Annotated in this window: 17 protein-coding genes; 8 read left to right on the top strand and 9 right to left on the bottom strand. The window is 39.8% G+C overall.

Annotated elements, in window-relative coordinates; genetic code table 11:
• Window positions 1–46: 46 nt before the first annotated feature.
• The 3 genes from ACQ86K_RS21785 to ACQ86K_RS21775 are packed head-to-tail and all read right to left on the bottom strand — an operon-like array spanning window position 47 to window position 1,874.
• Window positions 47–997, bottom strand: coding sequence for a PAS domain-containing protein (locus ACQ86K_RS21785; RefSeq protein ID WP_431198772.1), 951 nt, complete (start codon window positions 995–997; stop codon window positions 47–49).
• Window positions 998–1,002: 5 nt separating this feature from the next.
• A complete protein-coding gene (locus ACQ86K_RS21780) occupies window positions 1,003–1,464 on the bottom strand; it encodes a PAS domain-containing protein (protein WP_431198771.1) in 462 nt (153 codons plus the stop codon).
• Window positions 1,461–1,874 carry a PAS domain-containing protein gene (locus ACQ86K_RS21775; RefSeq protein ID WP_431198770.1) on the bottom strand — a complete coding sequence of 138 codons (414 nt, stop codon included), beginning with the start codon at window positions 1,872–1,874 and terminating at the stop codon, window positions 1,461–1,463. The genes ACQ86K_RS21780 and ACQ86K_RS21775 overlap by 4 nt, the downstream gene beginning before the upstream one ends.
• A 469-nt stretch (window positions 1,875–2,343) precedes the next feature.
• Between ACQ86K_RS21775 and ACQ86K_RS21770 the strand changes: the two genes are divergently transcribed.
• Window positions 2,344–2,547: a DUF5110 domain-containing protein gene (locus tag ACQ86K_RS21770; protein WP_091174262.1), complete on the top strand. Its 204-nt coding sequence runs from the start codon at window positions 2,344–2,346 to the stop codon at window positions 2,545–2,547.
• A 133-nt stretch (window positions 2,548–2,680) separates the two neighbouring features.
• Here the strand turns inward: ACQ86K_RS21770 and ACQ86K_RS21765 are convergent, their stop codons facing one another.
• The 3 genes from ACQ86K_RS21765 to ACQ86K_RS21755 form a co-directional block, all read right to left on the bottom strand.
• Window positions 2,681–3,598 (bottom strand): helix-turn-helix domain-containing protein, encoded by a 918-nt coding sequence (locus ACQ86K_RS21765; protein ID WP_091174491.1) that lies wholly within the window; start codon window positions 3,596–3,598, stop codon window positions 2,681–2,683.
• Between the two features lie 62 nt (window positions 3,599–3,660).
• Window positions 3,661–3,981, bottom strand: coding sequence for a hypothetical protein (locus ACQ86K_RS21760; RefSeq protein WP_431198769.1), 321 nt, complete (start codon window positions 3,979–3,981; stop codon window positions 3,661–3,663).
• A 28-nt stretch (window positions 3,982–4,009) separates the two neighbouring features.
• Window positions 4,010–4,489: an SDR family NAD(P)-dependent oxidoreductase gene (locus ACQ86K_RS21755; RefSeq protein WP_431198768.1), complete on the bottom strand. Its 480-nt coding sequence runs from the start codon at window positions 4,487–4,489 to the stop codon at window positions 4,010–4,012.
• A gap of 1,157 nt (window positions 4,490–5,646) precedes the next feature.
• Between ACQ86K_RS21755 and ACQ86K_RS21750 the strand changes: the two genes are divergently transcribed.
• The 3 genes from ACQ86K_RS21750 to ACQ86K_RS21740 all read left to right on the top strand — a co-directional run bounded on the left by ACQ86K_RS21750 (window position 5,647) and on the right by ACQ86K_RS21740 (window position 9,781).
• A complete protein-coding gene (locus ACQ86K_RS21750) occupies window positions 5,647–5,778 on the top strand; it encodes a hypothetical protein (RefSeq protein WP_431198767.1) in 132 nt (43 codons plus the stop codon).
• Between the two features lie 189 nt (window positions 5,779–5,967).
• Window positions 5,968–6,885 carry an NADP-dependent oxidoreductase gene (locus ACQ86K_RS21745; protein WP_091174255.1) on the top strand — a complete coding sequence of 306 codons (918 nt, stop codon included), beginning with the start codon at window positions 5,968–5,970 and terminating at the stop codon, window positions 6,883–6,885.
• Between the two features lie 1,567 nt (window positions 6,886–8,452).
• Entirely contained in the window at window positions 8,453–9,781 is a 1,329-nt protein-coding gene (locus ACQ86K_RS21740) for a hypothetical protein (RefSeq protein WP_176844565.1), read from the top strand.
• Between the two features lie 367 nt (window positions 9,782–10,148).
• On the opposite strand, the gene ACQ86K_RS21735 is transcribed toward ACQ86K_RS21740, so the two are convergent.
• Window positions 10,149–10,508, bottom strand: coding sequence for a hypothetical protein (locus ACQ86K_RS21735; protein WP_143020868.1), 360 nt, complete (start codon window positions 10,506–10,508; stop codon window positions 10,149–10,151).
• Window positions 10,509–11,000: 492 nt separating this feature from the next.
• Between ACQ86K_RS21735 and ACQ86K_RS21730 the strand changes: the two genes are divergently transcribed.
• The gene (locus tag ACQ86K_RS21730; RefSeq protein WP_091174241.1) at window positions 11,001–11,456 is read left to right on the top strand and encodes a hypothetical protein; all 456 of its coding nucleotides are present in this window, start codon (window positions 11,001–11,003) and stop codon (window positions 11,454–11,456) included.
• Between the two features lie 201 nt (window positions 11,457–11,657).
• Here the strand turns inward: ACQ86K_RS21730 and ACQ86K_RS21725 are convergent, their stop codons facing one another.
• Window positions 11,658–12,011, bottom strand: coding sequence for a helix-turn-helix domain-containing protein (locus tag ACQ86K_RS21725; RefSeq protein ID WP_091174239.1), 354 nt, complete (start codon window positions 12,009–12,011; stop codon window positions 11,658–11,660).
• A 66-nt stretch (window positions 12,012–12,077) separates the two neighbouring features.
• The gene (locus ACQ86K_RS21720) at window positions 12,078–12,608 is read right to left on the bottom strand and encodes a UpxY family transcription antiterminator (protein ID WP_431198766.1); all 531 of its coding nucleotides are present in this window, start codon (window positions 12,606–12,608) and stop codon (window positions 12,078–12,080) included.
• A 443-nt stretch (window positions 12,609–13,051) separates the two neighbouring features.
• Here ACQ86K_RS21720 and ACQ86K_RS21715 point away from each other — a divergent pair, with 443 nt between their 5' ends.
• From ACQ86K_RS21715 to ACQ86K_RS21705, 3 genes are all read left to right on the top strand, one after another.
• The gene (locus ACQ86K_RS21715; protein WP_431198765.1) at window positions 13,052–14,395 is read left to right on the top strand and encodes a hypothetical protein; all 1,344 of its coding nucleotides are present in this window, start codon (window positions 13,052–13,054) and stop codon (window positions 14,393–14,395) included.
• Entirely contained in the window at window positions 14,331–17,501 is a 3,171-nt protein-coding gene (locus ACQ86K_RS21710) for an Ig-like domain-containing protein (RefSeq protein WP_431198764.1), read from the top strand. The genes ACQ86K_RS21715 and ACQ86K_RS21710 overlap by 65 nt, the downstream gene beginning before the upstream one ends.
• Window positions 17,502–17,566: 65 nt before the next feature.
• Complete coding sequence (locus tag ACQ86K_RS21705; RefSeq protein ID WP_431198763.1) at window positions 17,567–18,016, top strand: hypothetical protein; 450 nt, start codon at window positions 17,567–17,569, stop codon at window positions 18,014–18,016.
• Window positions 18,017–18,123: the final 107 nt, after the last annotated feature.

Raw genomic sequence — 18,123 nt, 5'->3', positions numbered from 1 at the left:
TGCCGTTTAAAGTTATTCACCTTTGCAGACTTTCATTTCAGAATTGTTATTTGTATTTTATTTCCTCAGCATTTTCAACGATTTCTAATATTATTGCATCTAACTTATTAACTGCAGTTAACAAATGATTTAATACCTCCCCCTTTTCAGCCTCTGTTAATTCCTCGTTTTTCAAAACATTCATTAAGCCCAATAAATTTGCAACATGAGGCCGGGTTAAGTGGGATTGCATCCAGGCAACTGTCCTTAATTTTTCATTTTGTTGCTCTATAGCTTTGGAATGAAGCAACCTTTCGGTAATGTCCTTAAAATACACCGACAATCCGTTTTCGGATGGGTAAACCATTACGTCAAACCACCTATTCACGGCAGGGCTTAATGTTTCAAACGATTGTACAGTTTTTTCTTTAAACGCTTTTTTGTAGTGCTCGTAAGTAGCGCGTCCTGGTATATCGGGATAAATATCTCTCAGGTCTCGTCCAATAACTTCTTCGCGAGGCTTTTCCAGAATAATTTCGGCCCTTTTATTCCAATAGTTTACTACCCAATTTTTGTCCATCGCAAAAAAGCCATCGCCAATACTTTCCAGTATTTCATTTCTTTCCTTGTAAGAACTGTTTAATTTTTGCTCTGCTAATTTTTGCTCTGTAACATCCCGCTCAATCGCAATCCAATGAGTAAACCTACCCTTTTCATTTGCTATGGGCGTAATAGAAGTGTTTATCCAAAATTGCTCGCCACTCTTTTTATAATTGATAATTGTGATCTCACAGGATAGCCAATTACGGATTGCCTCATTAAGTCGTGCCAACTCGGCCCAATCACTGCTCGGCCCCTGCAGAATTCTTGGCGATTTACCCAGAACCTCGGCAGCAGTATATCCCGTCATTTTAGTAAATGCATTATTAACATATATGATACGTGGTCCCTGCTCATCAAATGGCTCAGCCTCCATTATAATTACCGAATCGTTGGTATTAGTAATCACAGATTCCAACAATCTCAGCTGTCGTTCTTCTTTTTCAATTCGGTAATATCGTGTACCGACCCTACCAGTTGCACACAATTATTGTATTGGTCAAAAATTGGTGTAACTGTTACTTCCCCTATTTTTGTGCCTGTAGGGTATGGTGTTGTTTCTGTCCAGGTAATTTTTTCTTTACTACTTATCGCCTGTTTATACTTAGACACCGCCAGGGTTAAAGATGGTTCGGGAATTATATAGTCAATGTATTTTCCTATAACATCACTTTCCTGAATTCCTGTTATGTCGGTAAAGGCTTGGTTTACAGATAGGAATTTAAACTTCCCGTCCGCTTCAATGCTAATCACAAAAATTACATCTTTAACATTGTTATATATAAGCGATAACTGCTGTTGGCTATCCAATAGCTTTTGTTCGTTATCTTTTATCTTCTTCAAGCTAATTTCCTTTTCGGTAATATCGTTAAATACAACCATCATGCATTCTTTGTCGTCATAAGTGATGGCGTAACCCGAAACTTCAACGTTAATAGTCGTGTTGTTTTTTTTAAATGCTCATATACCCCAAATTGGTATGCCCGATTTTTATCAATAAGGCCATTAAGTATCTTATTAACCTCTTCAACATCTTTTTGAGGCCTGTAATCATGTATAGTCATGTTTAAAAATTCGGCCTTGCTATATCCGTAATGTAAGACAGCCATCTCATTTACATCAAGTATTCTATAACTAGATAACTCATATATGAGCATTGGTAACGGGCTTTTGTCAAACAGCACACGGTATTGCAAGTCGTGTTTCTTGGTTTTTACCTGGCCCTTGGTTTTTTCTACGTAACTCCCACCAGCAGCGGTAATTTTTTGTAAAGAAGCATCATTTCTCTTTGACATAATCTTGGTCCTAACACCTGTAAATACAAATAAATGTAAGTTATGAGAGTTTAAAAAGTAACAAAAGAATGAATTTTATTTTCGTTTAAAAATTGGTTCGAGCATAATACAACTAAGTTTAATTAATTACAGTAAATGCATGTTAAAGTCAGATAATTAATCCGACATAAGATGTTAATTTCCGAACAATAATATCGCGTGCGATCTCATATCATGTGCCAAGATATTTTGACTTATCAAATGGCTGGATAAACCATAACAGATTGACCCCTGCAGGCCAATTTGATTTTGACCGCCTTTATTTATCAGTCAAAACTTTAAATAAAATTGGTGAAGACGGGGCCAATCAAAACAGTTTCTCCAGTTATCAAAATACAGGCGAGAAATCGTTGAAGACTTTAACGCTATATATTAATCCAGATGCAAAAGACAACGCTACGGGCGAACTTTACTGGGATAAGGACGAAGGTTGGGATTTAAGAAAAAGCAGTACAGCAAAATCAAATTCAAGGCAGCAAAAAGCGGCCACGAAATTACGCTGCGTGTGGTTACCCAGGAGGGCAGTTATCCCATTAATAAGGAGGTTGCCAATTTAAAAGTTGTCGTCCTTAAGGATGGCAAAGAATATTTGGGAGCAGGTAATTTGAAAAAGGGCGTTTCTGTGCAAATCTGAAGTTTCTGGCTACTGCAGTCTCGTTAGTTCAAGTTGCAGAACAACTGGCAATTCTGGTAGCTGTAAAAAAGGGGGCAACTATTATCTGCCAAATGTGTAATTATTAAAATGACAGCGGATAACAGGCAAGTTGCTAATTAAAAGATTTCCTGAATTCCAGCGGCGAAAGATTCGTCCTGGTCTTAAATAGCTTACTGAACGACTGTGAATGCTCAAAACCTAAAGCATAAGCCACCTGGTTGACCGACAGGCTTGTGGTAGATAATTTTTCCTTCGCTTTTTCAATGAGATGATCATGAATGTGCTGTTGGGCGCTTTGCCCGGTCAGTGATCGCAGCATGTCACTCAGGTAGTTAGGCGAAAGGTTCAGTTTTTCGGCCAGGTAGGCAACGGTAGGGATTCCGTGGCTCAACGTCAGTTCATCATTGAAATACGTATCCAGTGTTTCCTCCAACCGTTGCAGGATGTCGGTGTTGGCCGCTTTGCGCGTCAGGAACTGCCGCTTATAAAAACGGTTGGCATAACTGAGCAGCAGTTCAATCTGGGAGATCATCACCTCCTGGCTGAAGTCGTCGATCCGGCCTTCGAGTTCCTTTTCCATAAAGCTAAAGATAGCCAGGACCGTGTTTTTTTCTTCTTCCGAGAGATGCAGTGTTTCGTTGGTGCTGTAGGAAAAGAAGCCATATTGCTTGATCTTTTTAGCCAGTGGGTACCCCAAAAAGAAATCCGGGTGGATGATGAGAGTGTACTCTGAGCACACCGTCCCCTCCAGGTCGTTACCGCCGATGATCTGCCCCGGTGCGGCGAATAACAAACCGCCGTTATCAAAATCATAATAGCCCTGGCCATATTTCAACTTACCGCCCAACCTGGGCTTGTAGGCGATCTTGTAATAGGCCAGCACATGCCGGGTGGGTAATTTGCCTTCCAATACCGTGTGTGCACCGTTAATCAGGCTGATCAGCGGGTGTTTAGGCTGCGGTAAGCCGAACATCCGGTGCGCCTCGGTCAGCGACTCAAGTTTCAATGGCGGGTTCTCATCCTTTTTCATCATAGCTAAGTTAAGGACACCAAGCCGTAATTTGCAGTGGCTGGTGTCCGTATTTTGTAATTTCATTGCGCAGAGCGCGAAACTTCATCCCAGGCTTCCCAGGTGGCAATGCGCTCCGCGTAGGCAGTTTTCAGGCCGGTTAGGTTATGGCTACCAAGGTTAAAACGTAGCGGCGGATTTTCAGAGTCCACCACTTTGAACAGAGCCTGCGGGGTGGCGGCCGGGTTGCCTCTCTCCATGCCTTTTATTCCCTCCATGAATTTCGCTTTAAAATCGTGGTACACCGGATTTCCTTCGAAAACCGTCGGGATCTGATCGCTACCAAATTCGGTTGCATATGCGCCAGGTTCAATGATGGTGACTTTGATACCGAACTGCGCCACTTCCAGGGCCAGGCTTTCATGGATAGCTTCAAACGCCCATTTGGACGAGACAGTAATAGCCCAGGATCGGCATGGCCAGATGGCCCAGGTTACTGGAAGTACCCAGGATATGTCCGTAACCCTGCCCACGCAGCAGCGGCAAAGCCGCCTGGATCACACTTACAGGGCCTATCACGTTGGTTTCGTACAGGGCGCGGATATCGCCGGCACTGCCGTCCTCGATCGTCCCGATCAGGGGGTAGCCCGCGTTATTCAACACGATGTCCAACCGGCCAAAATGCTCATGAGCTTTATTTACGACTTCTTTAACCTGAGCAGGGTTAGTCACGTCGAGTTCCAGTATCAATACCCGATCACCATATTGTTCTTTTAATGCAGCGATGCTGCTCAGTTCGCGGGCCGTAGCGGCCACCAGATCTCCGCGCTCTAATGCCGCTTCTGTCCATATACGTCCCAGACCGCGCGAAGCGCCAGTGATGAACCATATTTTATTCGTTTGCTGTGTCATACTATATTTTATTTGATGAAAGCAAAGTTCAGGGAACAAGCCTTTTGCTTTGTAGCCTAATTACTGTTCTTTGTAGGCTGATCTCTGTATTTTTTCAGGTAATCCGGGACACATCCAGAGAGATCTCCAAAAAAGCGCAGGGACATATCAGGGCTTTAATCGCTGCGGGGAAAAGTATATTTTGCCCATGCTGCAGGTGCACAGCGCCCCACAGGTAGGAAGCCAGAAGCAATAGCCCCAAGAGGGCGATCCATCAAATGATGAATAAGTCTGCCGAAGTTAGTTATGTAATGCCTAACAACTGATAGGTTCCGGGTGCAATGACAAAAAATTGCGTCATTAAGCAAGCTCTGTTATTATTTAATTCAAACAGGTTAATTAAATGCTTTTATGTGAATTTGAATGGGATGCTTTTATTCAAGAACCTGACCTGGTCTTAAGTTACTTATAAAGTATTATTATATAAATTCTAAAAAAAAGTGGAGGCGGAGGGAGTCCTATCGAACAGTTAATGTCGCTGCTTTTATTTTTAATGAATTGAAAATCAAATAGTTTTAGCGCTGTATAGCTCTATGGGGAACATAAAAACAGGGTTCCTTTTCTTCGTTTTTATTTGAAATCAATTTATGTTGACATTTTTGTCTACTCAAAATGCTCGATTATCGAACACTCTTATAGGTTTTTAAATCAGGGGTTATAATTTTGCTGATTTCATAATCAAAAGAGCTTTTTAAAATCTTTGCAGATTTTAGAATACGCAAGTGATGTAACTTGATGAATATATTAGGCCATTTAAGCGTTATTCATTAATGAATCGCTAATCCAATTATCTATTGGTTCGAACCCAATTAGGGGAGGCATTCTTGAAGGCCAGAACCGAAAGGGATTTGATCTGGCTCAGGCTTATATCTTCTTTTGACTTATTGATTCTTGAAATCGGTTACGCCGACCGAGGTAAGCCGTGCTGAAACTCAGGTTTATTATCGATAATTTAAAAGACAAGTTGCTAAAAAAAGTTGCCAATAAAATTGACAACTTGCCTGAAAAAGTAATCCTTATTGTATAAATCTCGAACTATTTCCTGTCTGATCTGCACTTATTTGCTGATTTAGAATTATAAACCGAAACGTGACGTCGCCGTTCAGTTTGCGAAAAAAGTGATCGAGACCCGTGGCAAAGTTAGCGACGCCGATTTAGGCGTAGTACGGGACGCAGGCCACACAGATGCAAATATTATGGAGATCGTTGGCCTGGTAGCCATGTACTCCCTGACGAGATTTTATCAATAACGTGTCTGATCCTGAAAAGGATTTTCCGCCGGTATTGCCTGCCGGCTCGATCTCACTATAGCAAAGTAATCTCCGGGAATGTCTGGATTATAATATGGATTAACGCTAAAAAATAAAAAAATAAAAAACCAATGATCAGCAACATCACTTCTTTTAAGTGGTTGCTGATCAATAAAAAGGAGGTGTATTATGAAAGCAATTGTTGTAACAGATCAGGATGCTGGATTAGCCGGAATGAAACTGGTGGAGTTGCCAGAGCCGCAGCCGGCCATCAACGAGGTCATCGTTCAGGTTTACGCGGCCAGTATTACCGGGGACGAGCTGTCATGGCCGTCGACCTGGACCGATCGTACTGGTCGTGACCGGACGCCTTCGATCCCGGGACACGAACTGGCAGGGGTGGTAACAGCGCTTGGCTATGGCACAACGGGATTGTCAGTAGGACAACGGGTTTTCGGCCTTCAGGATTGGTATCGCAATGGTTCGTTGGCAGAATACGTGGCCATTGAAGCGCGCAACCTTGCACCATTACCAGACGATGTTGAGTTCAATGATGGCAATGCGCTCGTGATGTCTGGCTTAACTGCATGGCAAGCGCTTTTTGATCACGGCCAACTTCAGGCAGGGCAAAGAGTCCTGGCGCATGGAGCGGCTGGTATCGTTGGATCGATGACTGTCCAACTCGCACGTGAGGCCGGTGCGTACGTCATCGGCACTGGTCGGGCTGCTCACCGTGAAGCGGCGTTCAACTTCGGCTCCAATGAATTCGTTGACCTGGATAATGATACGTTAGAAGACATTGGCCAGGTAGATCTGGTTATTGATGCCCTCGGCGGCGATATCGCGAAGCGTTCCCTGGGTGTAATCCGTCCCGGCGGAAAGTTCGTGTCCATTACCGGCTGGAATGAGGAACAGGCCAACGGAGTCTTGAGTATTGATTTCGTCGTGGAAGCAGACCGCGCTCAATTAAGTGAGATCGTGAAACGATTCCGGGATGGATGTTTGAAAACGAATACCGGTAACATTGTTACGCTTGACGATGCGGTAGCCGTCTATAACTCGCCCGGTCAGGCTAAGGGTAAGACGATTGTCCGAGTTCGCCCGTAGACCCGGTCTTAATTTATATTTATCATTTTGTCAAACTAAAATTATCTAAATCATACGAGATAATTAATGGGAATTCTTCTGTTCCCCAAACTATACTATACCCTTAATCCAGACTTTATTTGCATGAAATGCATGAATACACTTTTGTTCTAAAGGAGCCTTGGACTTATTAAGATAAATGAATGTTAAACGTGGCGTATTCGTTTTCTTTTCAACTTGACAAACGGCGATGGAATCCTGATAGATTTTCGCGCTGTAAATGCTATCATGGGCGATGACAACTTTCCAATCATTTCATAAAGTGTTGGTACTTTTTTTGAGCAAATGTGATTTGACCCAATAAAAGTATGAATGCGATTAATAAAGATTGTTTCATGTCGGATTACTGTTGGCAAGGGTTTGCGGGAGGATTATAAAAAAGTACTGGCGGAGACAGTTGCAGAAACCGCGAAGGCTATGACATTAAATAAGCTCCTCAACTCAAGTAAAACATCAAATTATTCGGGGAACAAGTGATTTGTGAAACCTGTAATTTATTTAAACTCGTCCCGGGGCTTATCTGCCCCCTCATCTGCCAATTCATTAAATTCGATAGAACGCAGGTAGCTATTGAAATCGTTTAATAGCGTCTGATATTTTTTTGCCAGTTATTTATCCTATCCGCACCATTGCAACAATTGTTATTAATAAATAAATCAGATTGTCCTAAAATAGCGAAGTCGGCGGGAACAAAATATTCGGGAAATTCTTTCGAAAAATCGTGTCTTATAACAAGGCCTATCTTTCGGATATTTGGCGGAGGAAGATTCTTTTGTTGAAACCAATTGTAGCAAGAGCGGCGATTTATCTGCAATGCCCGTGCTAAGTCACTGATATTATAACCGTTTTTCCGTACTATGTACTCCGTAATTTGCCCGTTATGTTTCTCCATAATTATAAGTTGCATTTTACAATACAAAATTCCGACCGAAAATGAAGAAATACCGTTTTTAAAATCTAATGGTGTAAGATTTTTCCGTTCATTGTATTCATTTTCTTAAAACGAAAATTAAATTTAGTGTTTTAACAGTTGCCGGATCAGGTGAATGTTTTATGATACAAAAATGCTCACAAAAAAAGACTTTCCCATACATGATATTTTTTAGGCATAATCTTCTGTAAGTCAGTTTTTTATATTATTTAAAAAAGAAATTGACGCAAGATAAACTATGGGTTAATAGCTCTTTTTAACTGGGAGTTTAAAAAAATAATGAATACAAACGATTCAGCTACTGGATATTTGCTGAATTTCATTTAACGATAATTAATTTGTTATTACTTTATTTATGCCAGGGATATTTTTAATCAAAAGATTATAAAAAACGCACACATTGGAAATAAAAAAGCCTTTTATTAAAGAAAACTTACAGCAATTATTTAAAATGATGTAAATTAAGTCAATTCATTTGAAGCATGGAAAAACCCCGATACCAAAGCGTTACAATCCCAATAATATTGTCTTTCCTTTTGATAATTATAACGTTTTCCTATGATATTTGCACTGCTATTGACGTCGAACAAGACGAGATTGGGCGCTTTAATAAATGCATTTGTTCCGCTTGTTCTTGGGGTATTAAGTTTGGTTATTATGGCAATGGTGTTAATTTTTTCGAGGAAGGAAAAAATTGCTTTTTACACGCTGATATTTTTAGGTGCAGTTAACTTAGCTACTGCAGTTTTTCTTAAGTTCAATTTTAAAGATTTCTCACCGCTAAATTCTAATCACGACTTAACTACGTCAAAAGTTCTGCTTTCTTCGGTTTTAACACCAATTAACGAGCGTAGCAAAATTATAATTGAAAATCTTGACGGCTTGCCTGATAATGATGTTCTCGCATTTTCATTTGTGCATAAATCCGGTATTACCAATAGTGATATCCGCAAAAAAACCTTCGACCATAAGGAAGTAACTGTCTGTTTAATCAATAATGCTTCTTCTGATTTGATAATCAGAGGTATGGCGCTATCTGACGATGAACTTTGGCATATTAAATCAATAAAAAAAGATGACAAAATACAAAGCACTTATCCTTTAGTAATCACGCCTTCAGGCCAGGTATACATAACAGTCGAATTCACCGCTGCTAAGATCGAACAGCGCATCAAAGCCCCGTGGTGGAAATATCTGCTTAAAACTCAAAATTTTTTGGCCGTACAATCAAGATATTTTAATTATCAGAAATTAAGAGGCGCTACCTGTATCAATACAAAGGGGATTTTGGTTTTAAAAACCGACAGTAAAACGGAGCCATACTGCAATATTCATCTAAATGGTTTATGGCAATATAAAGTAGAGGGAGATTGGGAACCAGATTTACAAAGAGTGGTTAATACGTTGGGCTTCGGGACCGTAATAGGCTTTAAAAATTTTGATAACGGTTTAAATGGGAATAAGCTTGTTCCTTTTTCTGATGAAGTTACAGGGAACTGTTTCAGTGTTGCCGACCAGAGCAAATCCGTAAGAATAACTAAGATAGCCGCTTATCACGGCTGTTGTTCCGTCGAGGCCGTTGATTCTACCTGTTACTATTATCCTGCAAAAAATAAAATGTTCCCTTTGTTTGTGTCAATGCCGCGTACCAGGCAAATGTTATTTCCTAATGGCTATAATACGGGTGTAAATTCAGTTTGTTTTAAACCAGATTATCCGTTTGTTTTAAAAGTTGGTAAATCCGACATGGAGAGAAAAAGAAACTTTCAAAGTAAAATTGGATTGAGAATATGGAAAGCCCGCGACTTAAACGGCTCACCTATTTCCAATGCCTTTATTTTAGGTGCTGATCATTTAGGTGCAAGAGGCACCAATTATGATTATCAGGATGAAGTTCTTTATATAGAGAATGTTAAAATTAAGTAAAACCTCTTTATAATTATATTGCCGGGGAGACAAAAAATGTAAAAACCTCGACTATCTATAAATTAATGTTTTTAACAATTTCTTTTACTTGGCTCAATGTGTCCTCCTGGCCTTTGAAATTGTCAAGTACATCATCGATTATAATCCTAAAATTTTGGGCGGATATATCTCCTTCACAATTGTAAGTATTTTTAGTTGTTGAAATTAAACAATAGCTGTCTGATTTTAGAATGATCTTAAGACTTTTATAAGCATTTAACAGCCGTTTCACTACAGTTTTTTTAACAGCTTAATACGTACTACGCATGTAGAAAGTTACGTGTTAGGCTAATGAAAAAAACAGCATTAGCTATAAATCAATAGAAAATTATAGGTAAGCACGATCTTGCAGGATCAGGTCATTGAATTCTTGTAATAAGCGTAAATATTTCTCTTTCCAAAAATCATTTTGGCTTTGTGCAAAATTACTGATATAAATTACCGGGGCATCCTGCATTTGATAGATAGATTTAAAATCATCCCTATGGAAAAATTCCGGAAACTCATGCGAGAAATCATGCTTTATTGTTAATCCTATCCTGAGAATGATTTCTTCCTTTAGGCGTTTCGAATTAAACCAATTGTATACTGATCTCCGATTTATGTTGCAAGCTTTGGCTAAATCACTAATACAATAAGCATTTTTTCTTACTCTATATTCCACAATTTGCCCGTGATGCTTTTCCATAAATTTAAGATATTGATAGTTGGCTATAATTTGTTGTTTATTAATGGTCAAAAAAGATTTACATTATTGGTGGCCCGATAGCTAATTAAAAATATTGGCAGACATTACGGCATATCCCTGTGTTGTTTGTTATAGACATACACAATTATATTTAATAATACTAATGATGTAACTAATGCCTCCATAAGGGTAGCGTAAAAAGGTTAAAATATCGATGGAAGTCAAATTTAACTAACGCGACAATGAAAATCTACAATTTACTACCTCGCAATTTGATACAATAATATGCTCATAAATGACCGCTTTTTGTGGTGGTTTCTCGTTTTTTAAGCGGGAAGCAAGTACTAAAATTCATTATTGGTCTTCATTTATAAATACAATTACGATATGCTGGGTTGGATTTACAATTATTCTCATAATGTTATACACTTTTGTGTATGAGGCACTTCGTTGGTTTTGATGTGCTATTTTTACTAAAAAAAGATCAAGATTATGGAAATTTTAGACAAAAAATTAAAGCTAGGGATGTTAAACCAAGGGAGTGCAAATGCTTTAAATGTAACTACATTTATTAAACGAGTGGGGTGTTTATTTTTAGCGGCCGTATCGTTTTTTGCAAATTCAGGATGTAAAAAATTATCAGATGAGGATATACAAAATAAAGGTAGCTATTATGGTTACGGCAAACTTGTTGTAACTTGCAGTGGAGAATGTAACGTGTCGTTTGGAGAAGTTGGAAAAATGAATGTCTATACTATTAGCTCAACAACAGCAACATATAGCTTCAGGTATCAAACCAAATACCAACTCGGAATTTCTATCACTCCGACAGATAAGGACCAAAGCATAAAAATGGATGTATATAGCAGGGAAGAGAAGCAAATTTTTCACAACACCGTCAATCAAAAGGTTAATATTCCATGGCAATCACAGATTCTGGTACCATAACGCTAAACATGGTGCTATATCCCCAAGGTTTAATTGGAGTTTAAAATATTATATTTTTAATGAGATTTAATTGAATCTGCCTCCAAAAGGGCCTGGTGCACAAGCACCAGGCCTTTAGAGCCTAATTAGTTGGATGGCTATAAAAAAAGAACCCTATAAGGGTAATTGAATTTGAAATCAGGGAAGTATGATTATGACCGGTTAAGAATGTCGATTACTTTCAACCCTGCTTCTCAATAGGGTATTGTATTTCTCAAGTAATTCAATGTATTTGTCCTTCCAGATAGCATTTGCATTTTCGGACGGATAATCGCTATGAAAACCACCCTGTGTTTGCATAAAATCGCTTTTTCTAAATAATTCAGGAAACTCTGCGGAAAAATCATGCGAAATTAATATACCTATTTCATGAATAATTTCCTGCTTTAAATATTTTTGGTTGAACCAATTATAAACAGATCTTCTGTTCATGTTTGTCATTCTGGCCAGTTGGCTTATACTGACCCCTTTTTTTCTGATGACTAATTCAACTATTTGCCCATAATGCTTGTCCATGCCGGTAGAAATTTGGAGGTTAGGTTATACAAATTACTCAAATAAGTATATAAATAAAAACGCAGATCAAACTTGTTGATATGCACGGAGGTTTTGCAACGGTTCACCAACCCGAGACAGATGCTCCGGCTTGATTTTAACAGTTAATGCAAATCCCAGATTTTCAATCGTCAAAATAACCAACCTGCCGTTGTAAGCTGTTACAATGCCCTCGTGATGGGATAACAAACCATCTTTAACTTTTATTTGCTCGCCTAATGTATAAGGCTTCAATGAAACAACCTCAATATCGGTATAAGTGCGTATTGTTGATTTTATATTTTCAATTTCCTGAATTGTAATAACCACCGGATTGCCGCAGTGCTTTACCACGTGTAACACACCTGATATCTGCATAATTTTAGCGATATCATAATTATTGGCTAAAACAAAGATATAAGATGGAAAAAGCGGTATTCCCACAGATTTTAAGCGGTCTGCCCATTTTCTGGTAACGTGTAACAAGGGGCAGAATGATTTGAAGTTATGATCTTTTAAAGCCCGGTCGATTTTTTTCCCACCTCGGTCGTGTGTATAAGACAAGCCATTTCTTTTCAATCTGATCCATTTTTGTAAAAGATTTTATCTTTTTAAGCGATTTCCGGTTGGTTTCAAATGTGTATTCAACCAATTCTTCATAACAATTGTTTCTAAAGATAAACGAAAACTGATACGGGATTGTGCAAGATGGGAAATTTGTGTATGAACATGAGAAATGGTGAGAAGCAGAATAGAAATATGTTACAGTCTATTACAAACAAAGCATTTACTACATTTCTTGGCCCGGGTCGCTGTTGCTTATTAGTTTCTCACATTTATACAATTCAGCATCAACGATGTTTAATATCAGCTTTTTATGTCGTTTTATAGGTAAAATTGCTATCGAGGATACAATAAAATGATTTGCGAGGCGGTGAAGTTATCTCTTATGCTATTGTAAAAGGTAGTTATCAATAACAACTCAAATGGGTATTAATGATCGACCGTAAAAAATAAAACATATGACCAGATTTTTCCCCATATTGTTTTTGCTACTTATAAACTTTATCCATCTTAACGCGGCGACCGGTATTATTAATCATAAAGTTTTGCGCGTCGGGATAAAGACAAAACCGGATACCTGCAGCAGTATCAGCACATTGCCCTGTAGTGCCCTTACCGTTACTCTTCCTTTCAAATTATCGTTTGATGCCTCAGTACCTAACACTATTATTGATAGAAATGGCCAGGGAACAGGTTTTACAACGGTAAACAAGTACTCTGGTGTAAGATTAGCGGCTGACGGTAACCCCTCAAACCCAGTCATGCCAGGTTATGAAGCATCAAAAATAACTGTAATGGGCGGAAGTTTACAGCTGGTTACCAATAAGGGCATTGATATATTAACTAATAACAACCAACTAAATGTGCTGGGTGTAAAGGTTAATCCTGTGAAAAAACTACAGATAGATGTGAAGGTTATCAATCCTGTGAATGGAGCACAGGCCCAGCAGGCAGGTATTTGGTTCGGATTAAATGATAAAACATATCTTAAACTGGATGTAAGCAATAATAAAATTGAATTAAGAAGAGAAATCAACGACGTTACCAGTTCAATATCTGGTATTGCTAACCCGGATCAACGTATTACGCCAGCTATCACGGCTTTAAGTGCCAAAACAGTTAGTCTGAGGTTAGTGATAGATTCTGTAGCCAAAACAGCAGAAGGCTTTTATTCAACCGATGGGTTAAATTTTTTGAGCGCTGGGGCGGGCTATGCAGCGCCGTATATCAGTATTGATAGTACTGGTATAATTAACCATGCAAATTACGCAGGCATTTTTGGAACGCACCGTAACGCCAGCGGGGCGGTAACATATAGTTTCGACGACTTTGCAGTTACGGATATAGGTTCAAATTCAAAAGTGCTTTCCTTTTCTCAAAACATACTCAATATATCAATAATCAAAAAGGGGCTGGTGTATCCGCAAACAGTAAATATTACTTCAAACGTTGCTTTGCCGGCAGGTTACACGCTAACTAAAACAGATGCAAATTGGTTGAATTTACCACAACCCAAAAATAACTTATTAACCTTTGATGCCAACGCAATCGATTCAAATACAAATGCGGGTAGTTATCAGGCTGTCGTTACCTGCGCCGCCACTGGTTACAAATTTGCAACATTACTGGTAAACCTTAACGTAGTTGACGGTCAATTCTCACAACCGATAAATGTTAATTTTCAAGACCCGGCAGCGATTCCGCCTGTAAATTATATGAGAGATTACGGCCAGGGCTATGCCCTGCGTACAGCGCCATTACAGGGGAGTGGGTTGGAATTTGGTTGGCGACGAGAAATCTGATGGCTCGGCAATAAATATAACCGGTAATGGCCGGAATAGAAATAACCCCGAAGACGTACTATTGGCCACGTTAATTCATATGCAGGCCAATACTATCAGCGGATCGTTTAGCGGCACCAAGGTCGAATCGTTTTGGGAAATTAAGGTTCCTAATGGTATTTATGATGTAACAGCATCTGTTGGTGATGGTTATGTGGGTTCGGCACCCGAGTTTCATTCGTTAAATATTGAAGGCGTTAATGTGATAAATCGCTTTGCGCCGGTTGGTAAGGAAGGCTCGATAGGGCGTTTTAAAGCTGTAACCAGCCGCATAATCGTTAATGACGAAAAACTAACTATAACAGCAGATGGCGGTACAAATACCAAAATAAACTATGTTAATATAGTGCCATATTCTTTGAGTTCGTATTTGTTTTGGGGCAAGGGCAACCAAAATTTGATTGTGAATGCAGGATCAAAAGATGTAAGCACATTCTCGATACCGTTAGGCAGCTCAAATAACCAGGCAACATCGTACGCCGTTAGCGCAAGTTATACGGGCGCGAGTAGCAACTGGCTTACTTTTACCCCCTCGCAAACGGGGGTACAACCCGAAGTTTTCTTTAACTATTCTGCCACAAAAAACTTACCAATAGGTAATTACAAAGCCGTGATTACCGCAAAAGCGCCACAGTTTACGAGCAGTACATTTATTGTGCAGATAAATGTTGTTGATAGTTTAAGGCCTTATGTGATATCATCATCGCCGGCAAACGGGGCAACGAAAGTGCCGTTAAATTTGGTTAGTATAGCCGCGAATAATTTACATGTGCCTGTGGCTGCCGGGTATCATGGCGGTGTGGATAACAGCACCATCACCAATAATACTGTTAAATTATTTAAACTTGTTGATACATCATATATTGAAGTGCCGGGTGTTGTGCAAGGCACCGGTGGGGGCGACGCCATCAGTATTTCGCCTTCGGCAACCTTAGATCCTAATGCCATTTATAAGTTTGTTATAACTTCGGGAGTTAAATCGTACGCAAACATCCCTTTTGTGCCTTACGAGATGACGTTTACTACCGATGCTGCGCAGGTAGATTCGTCGGCTCTTTTAAACGCTCAGTTTACCAAGGTACCCATTGCCGGAACACAGAATAAAAAGTATAGTTCGTTAGCTATCGGCCCCGACGGTAAATTTTATGCTCTGCGCCTGGATGGTACGATCGAGCGTTATTTAATGAACCATACCGACGGGTCCCTTACGCTGGATAAAACAATGGGCACCTTGGTTGCCAAATATGGCGAGCGGACAGCTATTGGCTTAACCTTTGCTCCTACGTCTACCTCAAGCAATGTAATTGTATGGGTTTCTCATTCTTCAGGCGGATTGACTGCGGCCCCATCATATGATGGAAACATATCTAAATTATGGGGAGATAGTTTACAATTTGAACAGTTGGTAATAACTAAGTTACCTCGGTCAACTCGCGACCACATGGTAAACAGCTTAGCATTCGGGCCTGATAACGCACTTTATATATGCCAGGGCAGTAACAGTTCGGCCGGATCTTACGATAATGACTGGCAGCGTAATGAAACATTATTATCAGGGGCTATATTACGATTGGATTTAACCAAGCTTAATAGTTTTGTTTTACCACTAAACGTGCAAACTACCTCTAACCAAATGGTGATAAACGCCGCTCCCGGCAACACTGCTGCCATGTCTGACGGAACGTATAATCCTTATAGCACGGTTTCGCCGCTAACTATTTATGCTTCAGGGGTGCGCAACGCTTTTGATATGATTTGGCATAGCAACGGGCAGTTGTATTTGCCAACCAACGGCTCGGGCGGTGGAGGTAATTCGCCGGCATCCGTTGCAGGTACCCGCAGACCTGACGGCAGTTTTTATCACGGGCCGGCAGTTGCCGCTACCGTTGGTGTAAAAGTACAAAACGACTGGCTGTTCAGGGTAAATCCCGATTTGCCTGTTGGCTTTTTTGGTCATCCCAATCCGTTGCGCGGCGAATATGTTATCAATAGGGGATATCCCGATAACCCGCTTTATTCACCTACAGTTAATCCCGATTCCAATTACAGGGCCGCATATAGCTTTGGTTTAAACAACTCGCCGGATGGGGCTTTGGAATATAAAAGCAACACTTTTAACGGCGCTTTAAAAGGGAAATTATTAGTATGCAGGTTTAGCGGCGGCGGCGATATTATTGTGATGGAGCCCGGCGCGATGACTAAAACTGCTTACTCCGGAACTAATGATCATATCTATGATATAGTAAAAGTTACCACCGGATCAAGTAACAGTGGCTTAATAGGTATGTCGGGCTTTGCAAATCCTCTTGATATAGTGGAAGATGCAGTAAATGGGAATTTGTATGTAAACGAATTTAACTGGAATAACAATACAAATCTTATTTCGCAGATAACCTTATTAAAGGTTTCAAGCCCTGCCCCGCCAATGCCGGTTTTGGCGGTTAGTGCCGTGTCCCGCTCATCGGTTAATGATAACGATGATAAAGAGTACCAGATAACACTGATTAATAAAGGAGACGGGGTATTAAAGATCAAGGATATACGGCTATCTGGGCGCGATGCCGGGCGTTTTGCTATCAGCAATATTCAACTGCCATCTGAACGGTCACTACTTGTGCTTAGTAAAAACAGATCTTTAAGTTTCAAGGTTAACTCAAAAACTAAGGTCGATGGCAACTTAAATGCCTTATTAAAAGTAACGAGCATTGACGATACCACTAAAATAGTTCAAATAGATAATTCTGCGCATGTAGATTCGGTTATCATCAAAAAAAGTATTGATGAATTTAAATCGGTGGCTGCAAGTGGCGACGAACGTGTGTTGCAGGCTTATCCTAACCCCATAACAAACGGAATAGCGAACGTTAAGCTATCTCATTTCAAGCCGAATGAGCCTGTATCGATTTATGTTTTTGATATGACGGGCAAGAAACTCAAAACAAACAAAGCCCAGGTAGATGAAAAAGGGTCTTTAAGTACAAAATTCGAGTTAGAACAGCGGGGGGTAATAAATTCTACATCATTAGGGCCGTATACAAATCCGGTTACAAGTATGCCAAAATTATAGTTGATGGTGGCAATTAATAAAACAGCTGCCAAATGGCAGCTATATAACTATAAAGATTGTTTTAGATGAGGCGGTTTTTAGAAAAAAGTTTAAGAGTTTATTTAATTTATTTAACAGCGTTTGGCTGTATCGTATTCCTGTTTTGCAGTAATTATGAAACAGTAATTAAGCCTTCAATTTATAAACATGATGAAAAACTTGTTTCATCACTGCTTTGCATAGCCGAGAACCCCGTTATAGAGCCCGTTAAGATAAATTTTCAGGATGAAAAAACCGTACCGCCTCCGGGGTGGCTTAAAGATTTTGGCGGCCAGTTTGAAAACAGGCCGGGTGTGTATGAGGGATCGCAGTTAATGTATGGCTGGAAACGTGTTGATAACGGGCGACCGGTAGACATAACCGGTAACGGACGTGCGAGAAATGAACCAGAAGATGTTCTGCTGTCAACCTTTGTACATATGCAGGCTAATGATATTAATACCCTGTTTTATGGAATTTTTAAGGGAAAAAAATAGATAGCTACTGGGAGCTTAAACTGCTAAATGGGGTTTACAAAGTTACCGTCGCGGTTGGAGATGGAGAAGTTGGCAGGGCTACCGAAAAGGATTGTATAAATGTTGAA

Origin of the sequence: Mucilaginibacter sp. P19 (assembly GCF_050632265.1) — a bacterium.
In the GTDB taxonomy this organism is placed as follows: Bacteria; Bacteroidota; Bacteroidia; order Sphingobacteriales; family Sphingobacteriaceae; genus Mucilaginibacter; species Mucilaginibacter gossypii.
The sequence above is the reverse complement of the archived record's forward strand: the minus strand, read 5'-3'. Positions and strand labels throughout refer to the sequence as shown.

Coding starts and splice junctions, on each gene's coding strand:
- ACQ86K_RS21780 (WP_431198771.1), bottom strand. CDS start 1,464: ATGATGGTTGTATTTAACGATATTACCGAAAAGGAAATTAGCTTGAAG.
- ACQ86K_RS21775 (WP_431198770.1), bottom strand. CDS start 1,874: ATGTCAAAGAGAAATGATGCTTCTTTACAAAAAATTACCGCTGCTGGT.
- ACQ86K_RS21765 (WP_091174491.1), bottom strand. CDS start 3,598: ATGAAAAAGGATGAGAACCCGCCATTGAAACTTGAGTCGCTGACCGAG.
- ACQ86K_RS21755 (WP_431198768.1), bottom strand. CDS start 4,489: ATGACACAGCAAACGAATAAAATATGGTTCATCACTGGCGCTTCGCGC.
- ACQ86K_RS21745 (WP_091174255.1), top strand. CDS start 5,968: ATGAAAGCAATTGTTGTAACAGATCAGGATGCTGGATTAGCCGGAATG.
- ACQ86K_RS21735 (WP_143020868.1), bottom strand. CDS start 10,508: ATGGAAAAGCATCACGGGCAAATTGTGGAATATAGAGTAAGAAAAAAT.
- ACQ86K_RS21730 (WP_091174241.1), top strand. CDS start 11,001: ATGGAAATTTTAGACAAAAAATTAAAGCTAGGGATGTTAAACCAAGGG.
- ACQ86K_RS21725 (WP_091174239.1), bottom strand. CDS start 12,011: ATGGACAAGCATTATGGGCAAATAGTTGAATTAGTCATCAGAAAAAAA.
- ACQ86K_RS21715 (WP_431198765.1), top strand. CDS start 13,052: ATGACCAGATTTTTCCCCATATTGTTTTTGCTACTTATAAACTTTATC.
- ACQ86K_RS21710 (WP_431198764.1), top strand. CDS start 14,331: ATGCCCTGCGTACAGCGCCATTACAGGGGAGTGGGTTGGAATTTGGTT.
- ACQ86K_RS21705 (WP_431198763.1), top strand. CDS start 17,567: ATGAGGCGGTTTTTAGAAAAAAGTTTAAGAGTTTATTTAATTTATTTA.